Here is a 19209-nt window from a genome sequence, read left to right as displayed (position 1 = left end):
ATTAGGCTTTAGGCTGTAAGCCATAAGCTAAAATTTATTTGTATTCTTTAAAAAGCTTAAAGCCTAAAGCTTATAGCCTATTGCGCGAAGCTTATTTGCTTGCAAACATTTTTACATCAGTTTCAGAAATTTCTGTTCCTCCTAAAATAATCAATCTTTCGACTACATTTCGAAGTTCACGGATATTTCCTGTCCAATCGTATTCCTGTAATAATTTTATGGCTGGCTGCGAAAATACTTTTACTACATTCCCTTGCTCCGAAGCAATTTTCTCAGCAAAGTGTCTTATCAAAGCTGGAATATCATCACGTCTTTCATTTAATGGCGGAACTTTAATCAAAATTACAGCCAAACGATGGTACAAATCTTCACGGAAACGACCTTCTGCAATTTCTGTTTTTAAATCTTTATTGGTCGCTGCAACTACACGAACGTCAACTTTAATATCTTTTTCAGCACCTACTCTTGTAATCATACTTTCCTGTAAAGCACGTAACACTTTCGCTTGCGCCGAAAGACTCATATCTCCAATTTCATCTAAGAAAATAGTTCCTTTATCTGCTGCTTCAAACTTTCCGGCGCGATCTTTCACCGCCGATGTAAAAGCACCTTTTACGTGACCAAACAATTCGCTTTCGATCAATTCACTCGGAATCGCAGCACAATTCACTTCGATTAACGGAAAATTAGCACGCTCGCTTTTTTCATGTAATTGATGTGCTACTAATTCTTTTCCTGTTCCGTTTGGACCCGTTATCAAAACTCTGGCTTCTGTTTGCGCTACTTTATCAATCATTAATTTAATATGACTGATGGCTTCGCTCTCCCCTACCATTTCGTAGTTTTTGCTGACTTTTTTCTTTAAGATTTTATTTTCAACTACCAGTTGTTTTTTATCTAAAGCATTGCGAACCGTATTTAATAAACGATTTAAATCTGGCGGTTTTGAAATATAATCAAAAGCCCCCAAACGCATCGTATGAATCGCAGTTTCCATGTCGCCATGACCCGAAATCATGACCATCGGAATTTCCGGTTTTATCTTTTTTACTTCTTCTAAAACCTCAACACCGTCCATCTTTGGCATTTTGATATCACACAAAACCAAATCGTAATCGCTGTTCTTTATTTTGTCAAGTCCCACAGCACCATCTTCCGCCTCATCAACCTGATACGTATCATTTTCTTCTGATAAAATCTTTACCAAAACGCGTCTGATCGCTGCTTCGTCTTCAATAATTAGTATTTTACTCATTTTTTTTGAGGTTCAAAGTTGCAAAGGTTCAGAGGTACAAAGGTCAAAATCTTTGTCATTCTATACTCTTGAAACTACGTTATTTATTATTTTTTGAGGTTCAAAGTTGCAAAGGTTCAAAGGCACAAAGTTTAAATCTTTGTCGCTATATACTTTTAAAACTACGTCTCTTTATTAGTTTATGCTAAATTTTTTGTTCTAAAATACGAAAGTGAGTGTTCAAAAAAACCTTTGTACCTTTGAACCTCTGAAACTTTGTACCTATACAAACTAATACTTCAGCCATCTGTACAATTCCTTCCAAGTTGGCTTTTTACCATACATTAAAATACCAACTCGGTAAATTTTTGCAGCAAACCATACTACAAGGAAAAACGTAGCAAACAATAATGATACCGAAATCGCAATTTGCCACCACGGCACGCCAAACGGAATACGCATTAACATGACAATTGGCGATGTTAACGGAATCATTGAAAATACTACCGCAACGGTTCCGTGTGGATCATTTACGACTGTAAAGAATCCTATGTAAACGCTTAAAATAAGCGGCATAATAATAGGCAATAGAAATTGTTGCGAATCAGTTTGATTGTCGACTGCTGCTCCAATGGCAGCATAGAATGAACTGTACAAAAAGTAACCGCCGATGAAATAAACCACAAAACCAATTATAATACTGGCAATTGGCAAATTCCATAATTCGCTAATATACATTTGTGCTTTTCCTCCCATTTCGTGTTGTGCCGTTTGCATTAATTCAGGAGAAATTCTGGCTGTTGGCCCCACATTCACTCCAAAAAATGCCGACGCTGCAAACATTAATCCAAGTCCAATGATCGCCCAAATCATAAATTGTAATATTCCCGCAAGCGAAGTTCCAACAATTTTACCAATCATTAATTGAAATGGTTTTACTGATGAAATTATGATTTCGATAATTCGGTTTGTCTTTTCTTCGATTACACTTCGCATCACCATATTTCCATAAATGATAATAAACATCATAATCAAATATCCAAATGCACCACCAATACCAATTTTAATTTCATTTAAACCTTTCAAACTTTCTTCTCCGGAAGCTTTTGCTAAATGAATATTGACTTCAGCCTGAGCTTTCTGAATTGCAAGCGTATCTAATTTGGCTTTTTCCAGATTTAATTTTGTAATCTTTCCGGCAATAATATCCTGTGTATTTTCAATAAAAGCAATACTCGGGCTGTTATTCGAAATAAATTCTATTTTACTTTCCAGATCTTTTAAATTGTTTGTTTTAGGAATCACAATCAGACCACTAAAATCTTCTTTAGCAATACTGTCTTTCAAAGATTCTGTATCAATTTCAGACAGATTCAGATATTTGTATTCTGCCTCTTTTTTATTCTGTTTTACAAAATCATCTGCAAATAAACCCGTTTCGTCGTGAATAGCAATCCGTTTCGTATCTGCTTTCATCGAACTCAAATACCCAATAAAAACAGCAATTGCTACAAACAAAAGCGGACTCAAAAAAGTCATGACAACAAAAGACTTATTGCGGACTTTTGCAATAAATTCTCTTTTTATAATTAATGAAATTATACTCATTCTTTAATTTTAGATTTTAGATTGTTGACTTTAGATTTTTAGATTCCAGGTTTTCACTCTAAAATCTAAAATCTGAACTCTAAACTTTGTTTTCAGTTACTGTTTGAATAAAAATATCGTTTACACTTGGAATTTTTTCTACAAAATGTGTTACTTGTCCGCGTTGCGTTAAAATATGCAATAACTCATTTGGCGCAGCATCTCCAATTTGGATATTTAATTTTAAATCATCATTTAATGATTTAAAATTTGCCGGCGAAACGGTAAACTTCTGTGTGATGTCATACATTAAACCTTCAACATTGCTTGTCAGGATTCCAACTTCAAAACTATTGGTCTTAAACTGACGTTTTACATCACTTAATTTCCCTTCAATTAATTTATTCGATTTATGAATTAAAGCAATATGATCGCAAAGTTCTTCAACACTTTCCATTCGGTGAGTCGAAAAAATAATCGTTGCTCCCTGTTCTTTTAATGCCAAAATTTCATCTTTAATGATATTTGCATTAACAGGGTCAAAACCAGAAAAGGGTTCATCAAAAATCAGCAATTTCGGTTTATGTAAAACACAAACCACAAACTGAATTTTCTGCGCCATTCCTTTTGAAAGTTCCTGAATCTTTTTGTTCCACCAACCCTGAATTCCTAAACGATCGAACCAATATTCCAGTTGCACTTTTGCCTCCGCTTTAGAAAGTCCTTTCATCTGCGCCAGATACAAACATTGTTCCCCTACTTTCATAGAAGTGTACAAACCTCTTTCTTCAGGCAAATAACCAATAGTCTGCACGTGTTTTGGCTGCAATTTTTCTCCATCTAAAATTATTTCTCCACTATCTGGCAAAGTAATTTGATTGATGATTCGGATAAGGGAAGTTTTTCCAGCTCCATTCGGACCTAATAATCCGTAAATACTGCCTTTTGGCACATTTAATGAAACTTCGTTAAGCGCTACATAATCACCGTATTGTTTTACGACTTTATGTACTTCGAGTAAGTTGCTCATGCGATTTTTAAGATTTTCTTCGGTCAATTTGACCATTGTGGCTTTGCGCCTGTAAAAGTAAATAATTCGCAGCGAATCTGAGTACTAATACGCAAAAAACCCATCCTAAATTTATGTTAGAATGGGTTTTATATTTATTTAAACATTTCTAAAAAAGTTTAGCTTATGAAAACATATCTTTTACTTTTTCAAAAAATGATTTTTCTGATTTTTCAGGACTCGGAACAAAGTGTTCGTCGTTTAAAGCATTTTCAAAAAATTGTTTTTGCTCTTTATTCAACGTTTTTGGCGTCCAAACGTTTACGTGAACTAATAAATCACCACTTCCGTAACCGTTGATACTTGGAATACCTTTTCCTTTTAATCTTAATATTTTTCCTGATTGAATTCCTTCTTCCAGTTTAATACGAACTTTTCCGTTAATTGCTTCGATATCTTTAGAAACACCTAAAACAGCCTCTGGAAAACTAATATATAAATCAAAGTGAATATTTTCACCTTCACGTTTCAAAAATTCGTGTTCTAGTTCTTCAATTGCAACAATCAAATCACCTGGCACACTATTTCCTGGAGCATCATTTCCTTTATTAGAAACTTTCAATTGCATTCCGTCAACAACTCCGGCTGGAATTTTGATAGAAACAGTTTCATCTTCCAGAATCATTCCTTGTGCATCTGCTTCAGAAGGTCTTTTATCCAAAATTTGTCCGGAACCACCACAAGTAGGACAAGTTGATGCAGATTGCATTCTTCCTAAAATAGTGTTGGTTACACGCATTACCTGTCCTTGACCATTACAAGTCGAACACGTTTTGTACGTAACACCTTTTGCCTGAACTTTACGTTTTACTTTTACTTTTTTCTCAACTCCATTTGCAATTTCTTCTAAAGTTAATTTAACTTTAATTCGAAGATTACTTCCTTTAGCGCGACGAGGTCCGCCTCCGCCTCCTCCGAAACCACCAAATCCTCCACCAAAAATGTCACCAAACTGGCTGAAAATGTCATCCATATTCATACCACCGTGGCCACCACCAAATCCGCCAGAACCATCAAATGCCTGATGTCCGTATTGATCGTATTTCGCTTTTTTGCTCGGATCACTTAAAACTTCATAAGCTTCTGCCGCAAGTTTAAAGTTTTCTTCTGCCTCTTTGTCGCCTGGATTTTTATCCGGGTGATATTTTAGGGCACTTTTTCGGTAAGCTTTTTTTATTTCAGCAGCGTCAGCATTTTTTGAAATGCCTAGTATTTCGTAAAAATCTTTTTTCATAATTAGGTTTAAATTCCAAACTACAAATTCCAAATTCCAATACTTAAGAAATTGGCATTTAGAATTTTATTTGCATTTTTTAGTTTCCAATAACCACTTTAGGGAAACGAATAATTTTGTCTCCTAATTTGTATCCTTTTTCAATAACATCAACAATTTTACCTTTCAATTTGTCAGAAGGTGCAGGAATTTGAGTAATTGCTTCAGCAAAGTCAGCATTAAAAGCATCACCAGCTCTAACTTCAACTTGCTCTAAACCTTTAGCTACCAAAGTGCTTTTTAGTTTCTCGTGAATCAACTCAACTCCTTTTTTCAAATTTTCATCGTCAGATTTGTTGATCTCTACAGTTGCTCTGTCAAAATCGTCCAAAACAGGAAGCATTGCTAACAAAACTTCTTGATTTGCTGTTTTAAACAGATCCATTCGCTCTTTTGAAGTTCTTTTTTTGTAATTTTCAAATTCGGCAAATAATCTCAAAAACTTATCTTTTTCTTTTGCCAAGTCTTGAGCCAATTGCTCTTCAACACTTAATTCTTCAACAATCAATTGCTCTCCGTTGGCATTGTTCTCTAACGTTACTTCATCTAATTCCTGATCGAATTCTGTATTTTCCGTAGTCATATTACTTTTATTTTTAAAAATATTCTTAAACTTCATTTTTTATTCTTTCTGTTGGATTGCAAAAGTACTGCCAAATCTCTTAAAATGTCAAATTGTCACTTTATTAAAAATGAGAACTTTAAAAAACTAAAACCGCAGTTTAAAATTTAGTATAATTTTAAGACTATTACGTTATAGTTTATACTATATTTGATATCCAAAATGAAAAACTAAATTATTACCTATCAAAATTGAATTTAAGGGTTGGCTTAGGCCTCATAAATAATTATTAATTCAAGTTTACCTTATATTAAAAAAAAGCTTCGCCTTATGAGACGAAGCTTTTTTTATGCTTTTTCAGTCTTTGCCAGATCAATATTAAAAACCTGAAGAACGAAAAAATTAACCGCAAAGAACGCAAAGTTATTTTTTACTCTTAAGCTTTATAAAAAAAGAAAAGTTCGCAAAGCTCTGTATTGATATAGCTTTGCGAACTTTATGTTTTTTGAAAGACTCTTAGAAAAAATTCTTTGCGCTCTTTGCGGTAAAAAATTGCACGGGCGGAGGGATTCGAACCCCCATCAACGGTTTTGGAGACCGCTATTCTACCCTTGAACTACGCCCGTAACTTAAGGTTGGCAAATTAAAAGTTTTTTTTCTTCTCCAGCAACTATTTCAAGAAGATATTTAAGAAGAAATCCCTTTAAATCTAGGCAATCTACTACAAAATATTACATTTCAAACAGTTAACCTAACAAAGCATTTTTCAATCCTTCGAAATCAACTGAAACCTGTTCTCCTGTCACTAAATTTTTAAGTGAATATGAATTTGAAGCAATCTCCTGTTCCCCAGCAATTACTGCAAACGGGATCAATCTTTTATCAGCATACTGAAACTGTTTCCCAACTTTTACATTATCTGGATACAATTCCACTTTTATATTTTCTTTTCTCAATTTCTGAATCGCCTGCGAAGCGTACAAAGCCTCAGCATCTCCATAATTTACAAACAATGCTTTTGATGTTGCCGCTACTGTTTCAGGAAATAATTGTAATTCTTCCAGAACTAAATAAATTCTATCTAAACCAAAAGAAATTCCAACACCGCTCATATTTTTCAAACCAAAAATACCCGTCAAATCGTCATATCTTCCACCACCACCAATAGACCCCATCGAAACGGTTTTTGGTGCTCCTACTTCAAAAATAGCTCCGGTATAATAATTCAATCCACGCGCTAATGTCACATCAAGATCTAATGTCGCAGTCGATAATCCTAAAGTAGCCACATTGTCACAAATAAATTTCAGTTCCTGCACTCCTTTCATTCCTTCTTCTGATGAAGTTAATAAATCTGAAAGCTGGTTTATTTTATCTGAAAAAGTTCCCGTAAAACTAAAAAGCGGCTGTACTTTAACCAATGCTTCTTCAGAAATTCCTTTTTCAATCATTTCTTTTTTAACTCCGTCTTCACCAATTTTATCCAGTTTATCAAGAGCAACAGTAAAATCAATCAATTTGTCTGAAGCACCAATTACTTCAGCAATTCCAGATAATATTTTTCTGTTATTGATTTTAATGGTAACACCTTCTAAACCTAAAGAGGTAAAAACAGTATCATACAACTGAACCAATTCTACTTCCTGCCACAATGATTTTGAACCTACAACATCGGCATCACATTGATAAAATTCTCTGTAACGCCCTCTCTGTGGTCTGTCAGCTCGCCAAACCGGTTGAATTTGATATCTCTTAAACGGAAATTCAATTTCGTTCTGGTGCTGCACAACGTATCTTGCAAACGGAACAGTTAAATCGTAACGTAATGCTTTCTCTGAAATTTTACCAGTGAACTTATTCAGTTCAATTCTTTGATTCAAATCAATTGTTTCTGCCGAATTAACTTGCAATGATTCAATAGATTCTGGCAGTTCAATTTTATTTTTATTGAAAAAGAAATTACCTGAGTTTAATATTTTAAAAATCAAACGATCACCTTCTTCCCCATATTTTCCCATTAAGGTATCTGAATTTTCAAACGAAGGCGTTTCAATCGGTTGAAAACCAAATTTTTCAAAATTATTTTTTATCGTCTGAATAATATATTGACGTTTTGACACCTCTGCAGGCGAAAAATCCCTTGTTCCTTGTGGTATGCTTGGTTTTGAAGCCATCTTTTTTATTTTAGATTTTAGATCTTAGATTTTAGATTCCTTTTGGAACTCCAAAACTTAAGCTCTTTAATATTAATTTCATTAAATTTAGATTTCTCAAAATCTTAAATCGACTGCAAATATCTTATTTTTTAAAATAAATATTGGCAGTTAGAAAACAAACTTGTAACAAAAAACGTATTTTCGTGACAAATTGGTCATGATGCTAAAATTATTTAAAGAAAATATCCGAATTGCTTTTGGTTCCATCAAAACACAATTGCTGCGAACTATTCTTACCGTATTAATCATCGCGATTGGTATAACAGCACTTGTTGGAATCCTGACAGTTGTAACGGCTCTTGAAAATACCGTTTCTACCAATTTTGCTTCAATGGGAGCCAACACCTTCAACATCAACCAGTACGAAAACAACGTTAAAAATCGTGGCGGAAATGAACGCGAAATTATAAATCCAATTATTTCTTACCCTGAAGCCGTAGCTTTCAAAAACAAATACAAATATCCTTTTACCGAAACTTCTCTTTCTTTTACTGCAACGTCAACTGCAGAAGTAAAATATTTGGACCAAAAAACAGATCCGGAAATTAAAGTTTTAGGCGTCGACGAACATTTCATTGGCAATTCAGGTTTAGAAATAAGTTCAGGTCGTTCTTTCAATCAATTTGACATAGACAATAATACCTATTCCTGCGTTGTAGGTTCTGATTTCGAAAAAGGTTTACTAAAAGATGTTAATCCAATTGATAAAATAATTTCGATTCGTGGTGCCCGTTTTAAAGTAATTGGAGTGTTAAAAGAAAAAGGATCAACGTTTGGAAACAGTCAGGATTTACGTGTTTTGATTCCAATTCAGGTAGCGCGTTCTTTATTTACTGCACCAAACATTAATTACACAATGAGTGTAATGGTTTCAAAAAAAGAACTTCTAGACGAAGCTGTTGACAACGCCACAAGCACCATGCGAAGAGTGCGCAAATTGAGCCCGGTTCGTGACAATAATTTTGGCATTGGCCGAAGCGACGATTTAATCAACCGAATTCTCGGAATCACTAAATATTTAGGCTGGGCCTCCTGGATTATAAGCATAATCACAATTCTGGGATCCTCTATCGCATTAATGAACATTATGATTGTATCGGTTACAGAACGTACCCGCGAAATTGGTGTTCGTAAAGCTTTAGGTGCTACAAAAGTCACCATTTCTGTTCAGTTTTTTATCGAAACTTTATTGATTGGACAAATTGGAGGGATGGTTGGTATCGTATTAGGAATCTTAATTGGTTTTGCTTTTGCGGCTGCAATGAGCTTTGCATTTGTCATTCCGTGGATGGCCATTTTTGCCGCTTTTGCCACTAGTTTTATGGTTGCCATTGTTTCGGGATTATATCCGGCTATAAAAGCTTCGCAGCTAGATCCTATTGAGGCTTTGCGTTATGAGTAGATCTTAGTTTTCAGTCGCAGTTTTCAGTTATTGCACTGTAAAAATCTGATGAGTTTTTAGAAGCAGATTTATTGTTTTCAAAAGGCCACCTGTCCCGCTATCCCTTTCAATCTTTTGCACCGAACCCCGGCACAAAAGGATTTTCAGTTCTATCGGGGCTAGATTAGAAGTATCAAACTTTCAAGAACCCTTTGCAAGCTTTCAAAAGTTAATCAATTTAAATAAATTAAGGAGATAAATTAAAGCCCTGTGGGACTTAATATAAATCGACACTGAGACTGAAAACTAAATATTTCCTTTCATCATACGATCATTATCGTAAATGTCTTTTTTCAATTCGATCTTTTTAAAATCCATTCTTTCCAACAAATCCGTCATTTCTTTTCCTAAATACTGATTGATTTCAAAAAACAACTGACCGTTTTCTAAAAGACTATTTTTCGCCAAAGCAGCTATTTTTCTGTAAAAAATCAAAGCATCGTTATCATCTACAAAAAGAGCCAAATGTGGTTCATAATCGAGAACATTTTTTTTGATTTCTTGTTTTTCTAAATTTCGAACATAAGGGGGATTTGAAACAATAATATCAAAATGGCATGTCAGCACATCTGTTTCTAAGATATCTAAAAAGACAAAAGTCACGTCAACATTATTATTTATCGCATTTCTTTTAGCTGTTTCTATAGCTTTTTTTGAAACATCAATTCCAAAGACTTCAGCATTCGGTAGATTTTTTGCCAAAGAAATAGCAATGCAACCACTTCCTGTTCCGATATCTAAAATCCTTATTTTTTTAGTTTTATCCGTTATTGAGTTTTCATTTATAATCCATTCGACCAATTCTTCTGTCTCCGGTCTCGGAATCAAAACATTCTCATTCACTTCAAAATCTAAACCATAAAAACTTGTTTTCCCTAGTAAATACTGAATAGGGACTTCTTTCTTTAATTGACCCAACAATGAATTCCAAACCACAAAATCACTTTCTGAAAAATTCAATTCATGATTTAAGGCCAGGTCAATTTGCCTTAATTTATGCTTGTCTTCTAAAATTAAATAGAAAAAACTTTCCGCTTCATACGCATCGTAAAAAGGCGATAGTTCTTTTATAAATTGAGTGCGATATTGTTTAATTTTCATTTCGGGTCTTTGAGTATTATCTTTCGGCGAAAACCAATTTTCTTTAAAATAAGTATTGTAAAACCTAATTTGTTACAATTGAGTTTATAAATCTTTCAACATCCAAACTGGACAAGAACTATGCCCGGTACATCCCATCGGTGCGTCTAAATATTCAAAACCTGATTTTTTATATAATTTTTGAGCTGCATGCATAAATGGCATTGTCTCAATATAACATTTTTCAAAACCAAAAACTTTAGCCTGCTCCAAACATTTCTCCATCATTTCACTTCCAATTCCTAAACCACGTGTTTCAGGCAAAAAATACATTTTTTGCAGTTCACAAATCAAAGGATCTCCATTTTCTAAAGGCGCAATTCCGCAACATCCTACTATTTCACCTTCTTTTTCAACCACAAAATAAACAGATTGAGGCTTATTATACTCTTCAAACATCAAATCTAAATATGGATCTGCATAAGCTGTACCCACTTTTGGGATTTCCATTTCATCAAAAACAGATCTTATTAATTTTGCAACTGACTGATTATCTTCTTTTTTAATCTCTCTAATAAACCAATTTTCCATATTTCTTTTAATCTTGTAATATCTACAAAAGTAAAAATACTTTTTCGATAGTTTCTTAACTATATGTAAACTATCGGGATTAAACTCAAAAATAATTACTTTTGTGTCGTGAATACACATGAGAAATACATAAAACGCTGTATCGAACTTGCTAAAAATGGTTTTGGAACAACTTACCCAAACCCAATGGTAGGAAGCGTAATCGTTTACAACGACCAAATTATAGGTGAAGGCTGGCATAAAAAAGCCGGAGAACCACATGCAGAAGTCAATGCAGTTCGATCTGTAAAAGACAAATCGCTACTAAAAAAGGCTACTATTTATGTAAGTTTAGAACCTTGCAGTCATTTTGGAAAAACGCCGCCTTGTTGTGATTTGATTATTGCCAATGAAATTCCAAACGTTGTTGTTGGAACCGTAGATCCGAACGAAAAAGTGGCCGGAAACGGAATCAAAAAGCTAATTGAAGCCGGTGCAAATGTTACTGTAGGCATTTTAGAAGAAGAATGTTATGAGCTTAACAAACGCTTTTTCACCTATCATAATATGAAGAGACCTTATATTATATTAAAATGGGCCGAGAGTCAGGATGGTTTTCTGGCACCTGAAAAACAAATTGATCAGGAACGAAAACCAGTTTGGATTACCAATACATATTCAAGACAATTGGTTCATAAATGGCGAAGTGAAGAACAGGCTATTTTAGTTGGAACCCAAACTGTAATTGATGATAATCCGAAATTAAATGTTAGAGACTGGTCAGGAAATAATCCGGTAAGAGTTGTCTTAGATCAAAATAATCGCATTTCAAAAGAGAGTTTTATTTTTGATGATAGTGTAAAAACGATCATATTTACGAAATCTGAAATTAACTTTTCAGCAGAAAACACTACCTTTGAAGTAATCGATTTTAATCAAAATATAATACCGCAGATTTTAGCTGTTTTGCATCAAAACCAAATTCAGTCTATTATTATTGAAGGCGGTCTCAAAACACTACAAGCTTTTATCGATCAGAACATTTGGGATGAAGCTCGTATTTTTATTGGGAAAACCTTTTTTGACAAAGGAACAAAAGCTCCAATTATCCAAAAGAAAACCATAGCCAAAACCTACATTCAAAACGACGAATTAATACACGTTAGAAATCATGATTGATACTATAATTTTTGACTTTGGAGATATTTTTATCAATTTAGACAAACAGGCAACTATTTCAGGATTGCAAAAATTAGGCATGACCGAATGGAATTCTGAATTGGATCGCTTGAATCTTTTGTTTGAAACCGGAGATATTTCTCATGATGATTTTCTGGCAGGTTTTCAAAAACAACTTCCAAATGCTTCAGTCGAAGAAATCCTGGAAGCATGGAATGCAATTTTAGCAGACTTTCCATTATATCGATTAGAATTTCTTCAAATGCTTTCAAAAAAATACCGTTTGTTTTTATTGAGCAATACCGATTCGATTCATATTGAAACTTTCGAAACCAAAAGTGGTATTTCATTTTATAGTGATTTCTACCAATGTTTTGAAAAAGTATATTTTTCTTTTGAAATTGGAAAACGAAAACCCAATCCTGATGCATATCAATACATCATTAACAAACACGAGCTATCGCCAAAACGCACTTTATTTATAGATGATAAAAAAGAAAATACAGATGCTGCCGCTGCTTTAGGCCTTCATGTTTGGAATTTACAAGTGGGCCAGGAAGATGTTGTGGATTTATTTGAAAAAAAAATACTTTAGCCGCTTAACCGCAAAGTTCGCAATCCCGAAGTCTCGTGATACACAAAGGTCGCTACAACTAGCTTTGCGAACTTAATAAAGCCAATTAGAAACACACCAAAAAAATATACTTTGCGCACTTTGCGGTAAAATTTAACTCTGTAGCTAAAAAATCAACAATAATTTAGAAATTTACTTTTGGAATATAACGATACGTATCAAACCATTGCTTTTGAATCAGAAGAAGTGCTTTTTAAAGAAAAAGGAAGTAAATTCTTTGGTTATGCATTTCCTATTATAAGTGAAGAAGAAGTAAAACCTATTATTGAGAACTTAAAAAAACAGCATCCTCACGCGGTTCATTACTGTTATGCTTATCAATTGGGTACTGCTCCAAAAATATCTTATCGTGCCAATGACGATGGAGAACCAAGTAATACAGCAGGTGCACCAATTTACGGACAAATTCAGTCTTTTGGATTAACAAATGTTTTGGTTGTTGTAGTTAGAATTTTTGGCGGAGTTAAATTAGGTGTTGGCGGATTAATCGCAGCTTACAAAACAACTGCACAAATGACACTTGAAATTTGTGAAATTGTCGAAAAAACGATCGACGTTCATTTTTTAATCTCTTTTGATTATAAAAATATGAATAAAGTAATGCGTGTGATTAAAGAAAAAAAACTGGAAATTACTTCTCAGGAAATGGAAATTGATGAAGATTCAGGACTTCCTATTGGCAAAATAATCACAAAAACACGCAAAAAAAATGCCGAATCTGTATTCGACATTTTTGATTTAATGTTTGAAATCGATATCAAAATTATATAAATTAATATAAAAACCTACCTCGTTTTAACAATTATACAAGTGTTTTAAACAATTCTAAAATATAATTCGGAGGGGCAGTTGGACGACCTGATTTTAACGAAATAAATACTAAAATAAACACCGCAGTTGTTAATAACTCATTCGCTTCGTTAAAGATCGCACAGTCAAATTCAATCTTAACAGAAGATTGACTTTTGAAAGTAGTATGAATCGTAAGAAGCTCATCATAACGCGCCGATTTTTTATAATTTATTTGCATGGAAACGATTGGCAATCCGATTCCGCTTTCTTCCATGCTTTTATACGAAATCCCTTTGTCTCTAAGCCATTCCACACGTCCGATCTCAAAATATGGCACATAATTTCCGTGATAAACGACCCCCATTTGGTCTGTTTCAGAGTAACGAACACGCACTTGCGTTTGATGATTTTTCATTTGTTATTGATTAAAAAAAATTAACTTCCTAAAGTTCACTTACAACATTTTTTTATAAAATTAGACCCCAAAATATTTTTTTTTACAGAAATTTGTTCACATATTTGTTATCCTGAAATACGGAAAAATTTTGCTCCTTTTTTATTAGGAGAATCTTTATCAATAATAAAAAAATTTATCTGAATCTATGACTAAAACTGCTCAATCGGTATGGGAAAACTGTTTGTCTTTTATAAAGGACAATATTCAAGATCAAGCATATAAAACTTGGTTCGAACCAATCAAATCAGTTGAGCTAACCGACAACGCATTATATATTCAGGTACCAAGTAAATTTTTCTACGAATGGCTCGAAGAGCATTACGTTAAATTATTGAAAGTTGCGCTTACCAAAGAACTAGGAAAAAACGCGAAGTTACTCTATAAAATTAAAATGGAGAACACTTATGGCAATAAACAACCGTTTACCGAACAGTTGCCAAGTGCTAACAGAGTTCCAATGAAACCGCAAGAGGTTGACGCTCCGTTTAAAAACTTAAATCCTGAACTTAAAAATCCTTTCGTAATTCCTGGAATTAGAAATTTAAAAATTGAGTCGCAATTAAATGCAAACTACAGTTTTGATAATTTCTTAGAAGGAGATTCTAACCGTCTGGCTCGTTCTGCTGGTATGGCAGTTGCCAACAAACCTGGAGGGACGTCATTTAATCCATTATTGATTTTTGGTGGAGTTGGTTTAGGAAAAACACACTTAGCACATGCTATTGGTGTTGAAGTAAAAGATAAATATCCTGAAAAAACGGTTTTATATATTTCTGCCGAAATTTTCACACAACAATATATTGACTCGGTAAAAAAGAATAATCGTAATGATTTCATTCACTTTTACCAATTAATTGACGTTTTAATTATTGATGACGTTCAGTTTTTATCTGGGAAATCAGGAACTCAGGACGTATTTTTCCATATTTTCAATTACCTGCACCAAAACGGAAAACAGGTTATTTTAACTTCGGACAAAGCTCCTGTTGATATGCAGGATATCGAACAACGTTTATTATCTCGTTTCAAATGGGGATTATCTGCTGAATTACATCAGCCAGATTACGAAACTCGTATTTCAATCTTAAAAAACATTTTATACCGCGATGGTGTTGAAATGCCTGAAGATATTATTGAATATGTTGCCCGTAATATAAAAACTAATGTTCGTGAACTTGAAGGTGCCATTATTTCATTAATTGCTCAATCTTCTTTTAACAAAAAGGAAGTTACAATTGACTTAGCTAAAAGTGTAGTAGAGAAATTTGTTAAAAACGTGAAGAGAGAAATCTCTATCGATTATATTCAAAAAATTGTATCTGATTATTTCCAGTTGGATATTGAAACACTTCAATCGAAGACCAGAAAAAGGCACGTTGTTCAGGCGAGACAATTAGCAATGTTTTTCGCAAAGAAATTCACTAAAGCTTCCTTGGCAAACATTGGTTCACAAATTGGAGATCGTGATCACGCTACCGTATTACACGCTTGTAAAACAGTTGACAATTTAGTTTCTACTGACAAACAATTCAAAAAATTTGTCGAAGATATCAACAAAAAACTAACGCTATAAACGCGAATCATGCCAGTAAAAATTTTAATGGTTTGTTTGGGAAATATTTGCAGATCACCTTTAGCAGAAGGAATTCTGGCTTCTAAATTACCAAAAGATAATTTCATAGTTGATTCCGCTGGAACAGGATCCTGGCATATAGGGCATGCACCTGACAAACGTTCGATTGCAGTTGCCCAAAAAAACGGTCTATGTATTGACAATCAAAAAGGAAGACAATTTAAAACTTCAGATTTTGAAGAATTCGATTATATCTACGTTATGGACAATTCGAATTATCGCGACATCATTCATCTTGCCAAAACAACAGAACATAAAGACAAAGTTCGCCTTATTTTAAACGAATTATTTCCCGGCGAAAATGTAGATGTTCCAGACCCTTATTTTGGAGCTGTAAATGGTTTTGACAACGTTTACCAAATGTTAGACGAAGTAGCTGACATAATTTCTAAAAAACTCATCGAAAAACATTCTTAACTTATCTATTTTCAATTATTTAATTACTAAATAATTGAAAATTATCATTTTATAATCTATAAAATAAATCACATGAAACTTCCAGGAAAACTATATTTAATTCCAACAACAATGGGCGAAAGCGATCCGATGGATGTTTTGCCACAAACGGTAAAGAGAAGTATCGATTTTATAGATCATTATATTGTTGAAAACGAAAAAACGGCCCGAAAATCGATAAAAGCAGTTTCTCCAGAAAAAAAACAATCAGAATTAATTCTTTTCACGCTTAACAAACGTACAGAACCAAGTGAACATTTAGAATTCATCAAACCTTTATTAGAAGGGAAAAATGTTGGATTAATGAGTGAAGCTGGCTGCCCTGGTGTAGCTGATCCAGGTGCCGTAATTGTAAAATTAGCACATGAAAAAGGAATTCAGGTTGTACCATTGGTTGGACCTTCTTCTATTTTATTAGCCATGATGGCTTCAGGAATGAACGGACAAAGTTTTACTTTCAATGGCTATTTACCAATTGACAAAGACGAGAAAAAATCTGCATTAAAACATTTTGAGAAATTATCGCAGGATAAAAATCAATCTCAAATTTTTATTGAAACACCATACAGAAACAACAAATTAGTCGAAGATCTTTTGCAAATTCTAAATCCTTCAACTCATCTTTGTATTGCTACAGATATTACGTTGCCAACAGAATTCATTAAAACAATGCGAGTTTCTGATTGGAAAAAATTGAAAGTTGATTTACACAATCGACCTACGATTTTTATTATTCATAAAATGTAGTTGTATAAATTACGTTATATTGTACTCACAAGTTTTTCTTAATCAAACTTTTCCATGAGTAAACTCCCAAACATAACCACAAGCATCTTTACGGTAATGTCTAAAATGGCAGCCGAACACAATGCTATTAATCTTTCTCAAGGATTTCCAAATTTCCCTGTTGATGAAAGATTAACCGATATTCTGGCAAAATTATCTAAAGAGAATGTGCACCAATATACACCAATGGCAGGTTATCCGCCTTTGATGAATCAGATTGCTAAATTAATTCAGAGTTCATATAACAGAACTATTAATCCTGATTTAGAACTTTTGGTTACAGCCGGCGCAACGCAGGGAATTTTCACCACAATCTTAGCTTTAGTTAAAACTGGTGATGAAGTTGTTATTTTGGATCCGAGTTATGATTCTTATGAATCTCCCGTTTTACTTTGTAATGCAAATCCCGTTCGTGTAGCTTTAAATGACGACTATACGCCAAATTGGACTACCATTGAAAAAGCATGTTCGTCTAAAACCAAAATGATAATCATTAATAATCCGCATAATCCGACGGGTAAGATTTTAACGGAAAATGATTTTTTAGAACTTGAAAAATTACTTTCAAAATTCCCGGAGATTATAGTCTTATCTGACGAAGTTTATGAATATATCACTTTTGAAGAAAAACATATTTCCGCACATACTAAAGATTTTCTTCTAAATCGATGTGTCATGGTTTCTTCGTTCGGAAAATCTTTTCACATTACAGGCTGGAAAATTGGTTATACCGTCGCACCGGAATATTTGATGAAAGAAATCAAAAAAGTACATCAATTTTTGGTTTTCAGTGTAAACAGTATTTCACAATTTGCCATTAGCGAATATTTAGATGTTGTAGATGTCAATTTACTTGGGAAATTTTATCAGGAAAAACGCGATTATTTTCAAAAACTTCTGCAAAACAGCCGATTCGATTTAAAACCGTGTGAAGGAACTTATTTTCAAGTGGCCTCCTATGCTAATATTTCAGACGAAGACGATGTGACTTTTTGTAAAAAACTAATCACAGATCATGGCGTTGCTGCAATTCCAATTTCAACTTTCTATTCAGATCATAAAGATCAAAAATTAATACGTTTTTGCTTTGCCAAAGACAACTTCACTCTTGAATCAGCAGCAAAAAAATTGTGCGATATATAAAATTTATCAAAATTTTATAACATTATTATGCATGCATCCTATTATTTTAATTAATATTGTAAAAAAAGAAAAGTATGAGCTATACAGATAAAATGTTACGTGACGATGCTTTAAAAGGCAAAGTCATAGTAGTTACAGGTGGTGGAAGTGGTTTAGGAAAAGCGATGACTAAATATTTCTTAGAATTAGGTGCTCAGGTAGCAATTACTTCAAGAGATTTAGAAAAGCTAAAAAATACTGCAACAGAACTTGAAACTGAAACTGGTGGAAAATGTTTACCACTTCAATGTGACGTTCGTCATTATGAAGAAGTAGAAAATATGCTTCAGGCAGTTTTAAAAGAATTCGGAAAAGTCGATGTTCTTTTGAACAATGCTGCCGGAAACTTCATTTCCCCAACAGAACGTTTGTCTGCAAATGCATTTGATACTGTAATTGATATTGTACTGAAAGGTTCTAAAAACTGTACACTTGCCTTTGGAAAACACTGGATTGACAGCAAACAAACATCCGCAACAATTTTAAATATTGTTACGACTTATGCCTGGACAGGTTCTGCTTATGTGGTACCAAGCGCTACTGCGAAAGCGGGAGTTTTAGCCATGACAAGAAGTTTGGCTGTAGAGTGGGCAAAATACGGAATTCGTTCTAATGCCATCGCGCCGGGACCATTCCCTACAAAAGGTGCTTGGGACAGATTATTGCCTGGAGATCTTGCAGAAAAGTTTGATATGGCTAAAAAAGTGCCATTGAAACGTGTTGGTGATCACCAGGAATTAGCCAATTTAGCGGCTTATCTAGTTTCTGATTTTTCAGCGTACATAAATGGAGATGTTATTACAATTGACGGTGGTGAATGGTTAAAAGGAGCCGGACAGTTCAATTTACTGGAAGCAATTCCGGAAGAACTTTGGGATCAGCTTGAAATGATGATAAAAGCAAAAAAGAATAAATAATTTTACGTGCTTACTAAATTCAGAATATTTTATTAAAACTATACTGATTGCACTAAATCCCGATAGCTTGCTGTCGGGATTTTTTTTATTGTTTTTACGATATAACTGATATAAATTCAGTTAAATAATAATTTGTTTAAA

General features: G+C 33.7%; 18 protein-coding genes and 1 tRNA gene. 9 read left to right on the top strand and 10 right to left on the bottom strand.

Annotated features, from left to right (window positions below):
• Positions 1-91: 91 nt before the first annotated feature.
• The 7 genes from IRZ99_RS18430 to hisS all read right to left on the bottom strand — a co-directional run bounded on the left by IRZ99_RS18430 (position 92) and on the right by hisS (position 7899).
• Positions 92-1255 carry a sigma-54 dependent transcriptional regulator gene (locus IRZ99_RS18430; RefSeq protein WP_194658668.1) on the bottom strand — a complete coding sequence of 388 codons (1164 nt, stop codon included), beginning with the start codon at positions 1253-1255 and terminating at the stop codon, positions 92-94.
• A 270-nt stretch (positions 1256-1525) separates the two neighbouring features.
• Positions 1526-2842, bottom strand: coding sequence for an ABC transporter permease (locus tag IRZ99_RS18425; RefSeq protein WP_194658666.1), 1317 nt, complete (start codon positions 2840-2842; stop codon positions 1526-1528).
• Positions 2843-2921: 79 nt separating this feature from the next.
• Positions 2922-3851 carry an ABC transporter ATP-binding protein gene (locus tag IRZ99_RS18420; RefSeq protein ID WP_194658663.1) on the bottom strand — a complete coding sequence of 310 codons (930 nt, stop codon included), beginning with the start codon at positions 3849-3851 and terminating at the stop codon, positions 2922-2924.
• Positions 3852-4014: 163 nt separating this feature from the next.
• Positions 4015-5124: a molecular chaperone DnaJ gene (dnaJ, locus tag IRZ99_RS18415; RefSeq protein ID WP_072973206.1), complete on the bottom strand. Its 1110-nt coding sequence runs from the start codon at positions 5122-5124 to the stop codon at positions 4015-4017.
• Positions 5125-5203: 79 nt separating this feature from the next.
• Positions 5204-5782, bottom strand: a complete 579-nt coding sequence (locus IRZ99_RS18410) for a nucleotide exchange factor GrpE (protein WP_194658654.1) — start codon at positions 5780-5782, stop codon at positions 5204-5206.
• Between the two features lie 498 nt (positions 5783-6280).
• Positions 6281-6351: transfer RNA gene (locus IRZ99_RS18405), tRNA-Trp, on the bottom strand.
• A 120-nt stretch (positions 6352-6471) separates the two neighbouring features.
• Positions 6472-7899 (bottom strand): histidine--tRNA ligase, encoded by a 1428-nt coding sequence (gene hisS / locus IRZ99_RS18400; RefSeq protein WP_194658652.1) that lies wholly within the window; start codon positions 7897-7899, stop codon positions 6472-6474.
• Positions 7900-8098: 199 nt separating this feature from the next.
• Between hisS and IRZ99_RS18395 the strand changes: the two genes are divergently transcribed.
• Complete coding sequence (locus IRZ99_RS18395; protein ID WP_194658650.1) at positions 8099-9343, top strand: ABC transporter permease; 1245 nt, start codon at positions 8099-8101, stop codon at positions 9341-9343.
• A gap of 285 nt (positions 9344-9628) precedes the next feature.
• On the opposite strand, the gene prmC is transcribed toward IRZ99_RS18395, so the two are convergent.
• Both prmC and IRZ99_RS18385 read right to left on the bottom strand, forming a co-directional pair.
• Positions 9629-10483, bottom strand: a complete 855-nt coding sequence (gene prmC, locus IRZ99_RS18390; protein WP_194658648.1) for a peptide chain release factor N(5)-glutamine methyltransferase — start codon at positions 10481-10483, stop codon at positions 9629-9631.
• Positions 10484-10567: 84 nt separating this feature from the next.
• The gene (locus tag IRZ99_RS18385; protein ID WP_194658647.1) at positions 10568-11053 is read right to left on the bottom strand and encodes a GNAT family N-acetyltransferase; all 486 of its coding nucleotides are present in this window, start codon (positions 11051-11053) and stop codon (positions 10568-10570) included.
• A gap of 108 nt (positions 11054-11161) precedes the next feature.
• Here IRZ99_RS18385 and ribD point away from each other — a divergent pair, with 108 nt between their 5' ends.
• From ribD to IRZ99_RS18370, 3 genes are all read left to right on the top strand, one after another.
• Entirely contained in the window at positions 11162-12211 is a 1050-nt protein-coding gene (gene ribD / locus IRZ99_RS18380) for a bifunctional diaminohydroxyphosphoribosylaminopyrimidine deaminase/5-amino-6-(5-phosphoribosylamino)uracil reductase RibD (protein WP_194658645.1), read from the top strand.
• Positions 12204-12806: an HAD family phosphatase gene (locus IRZ99_RS18375; RefSeq protein ID WP_194658643.1), complete on the top strand. Its 603-nt coding sequence runs from the start codon at positions 12204-12206 to the stop codon at positions 12804-12806. Before ribD ends, IRZ99_RS18375 begins: the two co-directional genes overlap by 8 nt.
• 177 nt (positions 12807-12983) lie before the next feature.
• Complete coding sequence (locus IRZ99_RS18370; RefSeq protein WP_194658641.1) at positions 12984-13616, top strand: YigZ family protein; 633 nt, start codon at positions 12984-12986, stop codon at positions 13614-13616.
• A gap of 31 nt (positions 13617-13647) precedes the next feature.
• On the opposite strand, the gene IRZ99_RS18365 is transcribed toward IRZ99_RS18370, so the two are convergent.
• Positions 13648-14052, bottom strand: coding sequence for a thioesterase family protein (locus IRZ99_RS18365; RefSeq protein WP_194658640.1), 405 nt, complete (start codon positions 14050-14052; stop codon positions 13648-13650).
• A gap of 187 nt (positions 14053-14239) precedes the next feature.
• Here IRZ99_RS18365 and dnaA point away from each other — a divergent pair, with 187 nt between their 5' ends.
• The 5 genes from dnaA to IRZ99_RS18340 all read left to right on the top strand — a co-directional run bounded on the left by dnaA (position 14240) and on the right by IRZ99_RS18340 (position 19068).
• Entirely contained in the window at positions 14240-15667 is a 1428-nt protein-coding gene (gene dnaA / locus IRZ99_RS18360) for a chromosomal replication initiator protein DnaA (RefSeq protein ID WP_194658638.1), read from the top strand.
• 9 nt (positions 15668-15676) lie between these two features.
• Positions 15677-16144 (top strand): low molecular weight protein-tyrosine-phosphatase, encoded by a 468-nt coding sequence (locus IRZ99_RS18355; RefSeq protein WP_194658637.1) that lies wholly within the window; start codon positions 15677-15679, stop codon positions 16142-16144.
• Between the two features lie 72 nt (positions 16145-16216).
• The gene (locus IRZ99_RS18350) at positions 16217-16930 is read left to right on the top strand and encodes an SAM-dependent methyltransferase (protein ID WP_194658635.1); all 714 of its coding nucleotides are present in this window, start codon (positions 16217-16219) and stop codon (positions 16928-16930) included.
• A gap of 54 nt (positions 16931-16984) precedes the next feature.
• Complete coding sequence (locus IRZ99_RS18345; RefSeq protein WP_194658634.1) at positions 16985-18112, top strand: methionine aminotransferase; 1128 nt, start codon at positions 16985-16987, stop codon at positions 18110-18112.
• A gap of 74 nt (positions 18113-18186) precedes the next feature.
• Positions 18187-19068: an SDR family oxidoreductase gene (locus IRZ99_RS18340; RefSeq protein ID WP_194658632.1), complete on the top strand. Its 882-nt coding sequence runs from the start codon at positions 18187-18189 to the stop codon at positions 19066-19068.
• The last annotated feature ends 141 nt before the right edge of the window (positions 19069-19209 follow it).

Origin of the sequence: Flavobacterium sp. LC2016-12 (assembly GCF_015351595.1) — a bacterium.
Lineage (GTDB): Bacteria > Bacteroidota > Bacteroidia > Flavobacteriales > Flavobacteriaceae > Flavobacterium.
This window is presented reverse-complemented; position numbering and strand designations above follow the sequence as displayed.

Coding starts and splice junctions, on each gene's coding strand:
- IRZ99_RS18430 (WP_194658668.1), bottom strand. CDS start 1,255: ATGAGTAAAATACTAATTATTGAAGACGAAGCAGCGATCAGACGCGTT.
- IRZ99_RS18425 (WP_194658666.1), bottom strand. CDS start 2,842: ATGAGTATAATTTCATTAATTATAAAAAGAGAATTTATTGCAAAAGTC.
- IRZ99_RS18420 (WP_194658663.1), bottom strand. CDS start 3,851: ATGAGCAACTTACTCGAAGTACATAAAGTCGTAAAACAATACGGTGAT.
- dnaJ (WP_072973206.1), bottom strand. CDS start 5,124: ATGAAAAAAGATTTTTACGAAATACTAGGCATTTCAAAAAATGCTGAC.
- IRZ99_RS18410 (WP_194658654.1), bottom strand. CDS start 5,782: ATGAAGTTTAAGAATATTTTTAAAAATAAAAGTAATATGACTACGGAA.
- hisS (WP_194658652.1), bottom strand. CDS start 7,899: ATGGCTTCAAAACCAAGCATACCACAAGGAACAAGGGATTTTTCGCCT.
- IRZ99_RS18395 (WP_194658650.1), top strand. CDS start 8,099: ATGATGCTAAAATTATTTAAAGAAAATATCCGAATTGCTTTTGGTTCC.
- prmC (WP_194658648.1), bottom strand. CDS start 10,483: ATGAAAATTAAACAATATCGCACTCAATTTATAAAAGAACTATCGCCT.
- IRZ99_RS18385 (WP_194658647.1), bottom strand. CDS start 11,053: ATGGAAAATTGGTTTATTAGAGAGATTAAAAAAGAAGATAATCAGTCA.
- IRZ99_RS18375 (WP_194658643.1), top strand. CDS start 12,204: ATGATTGATACTATAATTTTTGACTTTGGAGATATTTTTATCAATTTA.
- IRZ99_RS18365 (WP_194658640.1), bottom strand. CDS start 14,052: ATGAAAAATCATCAAACGCAAGTGCGTGTTCGTTACTCTGAAACAGAC.
- dnaA (WP_194658638.1), top strand. CDS start 14,240: ATGACTAAAACTGCTCAATCGGTATGGGAAAACTGTTTGTCTTTTATA.
- IRZ99_RS18355 (WP_194658637.1), top strand. CDS start 15,677: ATGCCAGTAAAAATTTTAATGGTTTGTTTGGGAAATATTTGCAGATCA.
- IRZ99_RS18350 (WP_194658635.1), top strand. CDS start 16,217: ATGAAACTTCCAGGAAAACTATATTTAATTCCAACAACAATGGGCGAA.
- IRZ99_RS18345 (WP_194658634.1), top strand. CDS start 16,985: ATGAGTAAACTCCCAAACATAACCACAAGCATCTTTACGGTAATGTCT.
- IRZ99_RS18340 (WP_194658632.1), top strand. CDS start 18,187: ATGAGCTATACAGATAAAATGTTACGTGACGATGCTTTAAAAGGCAAA.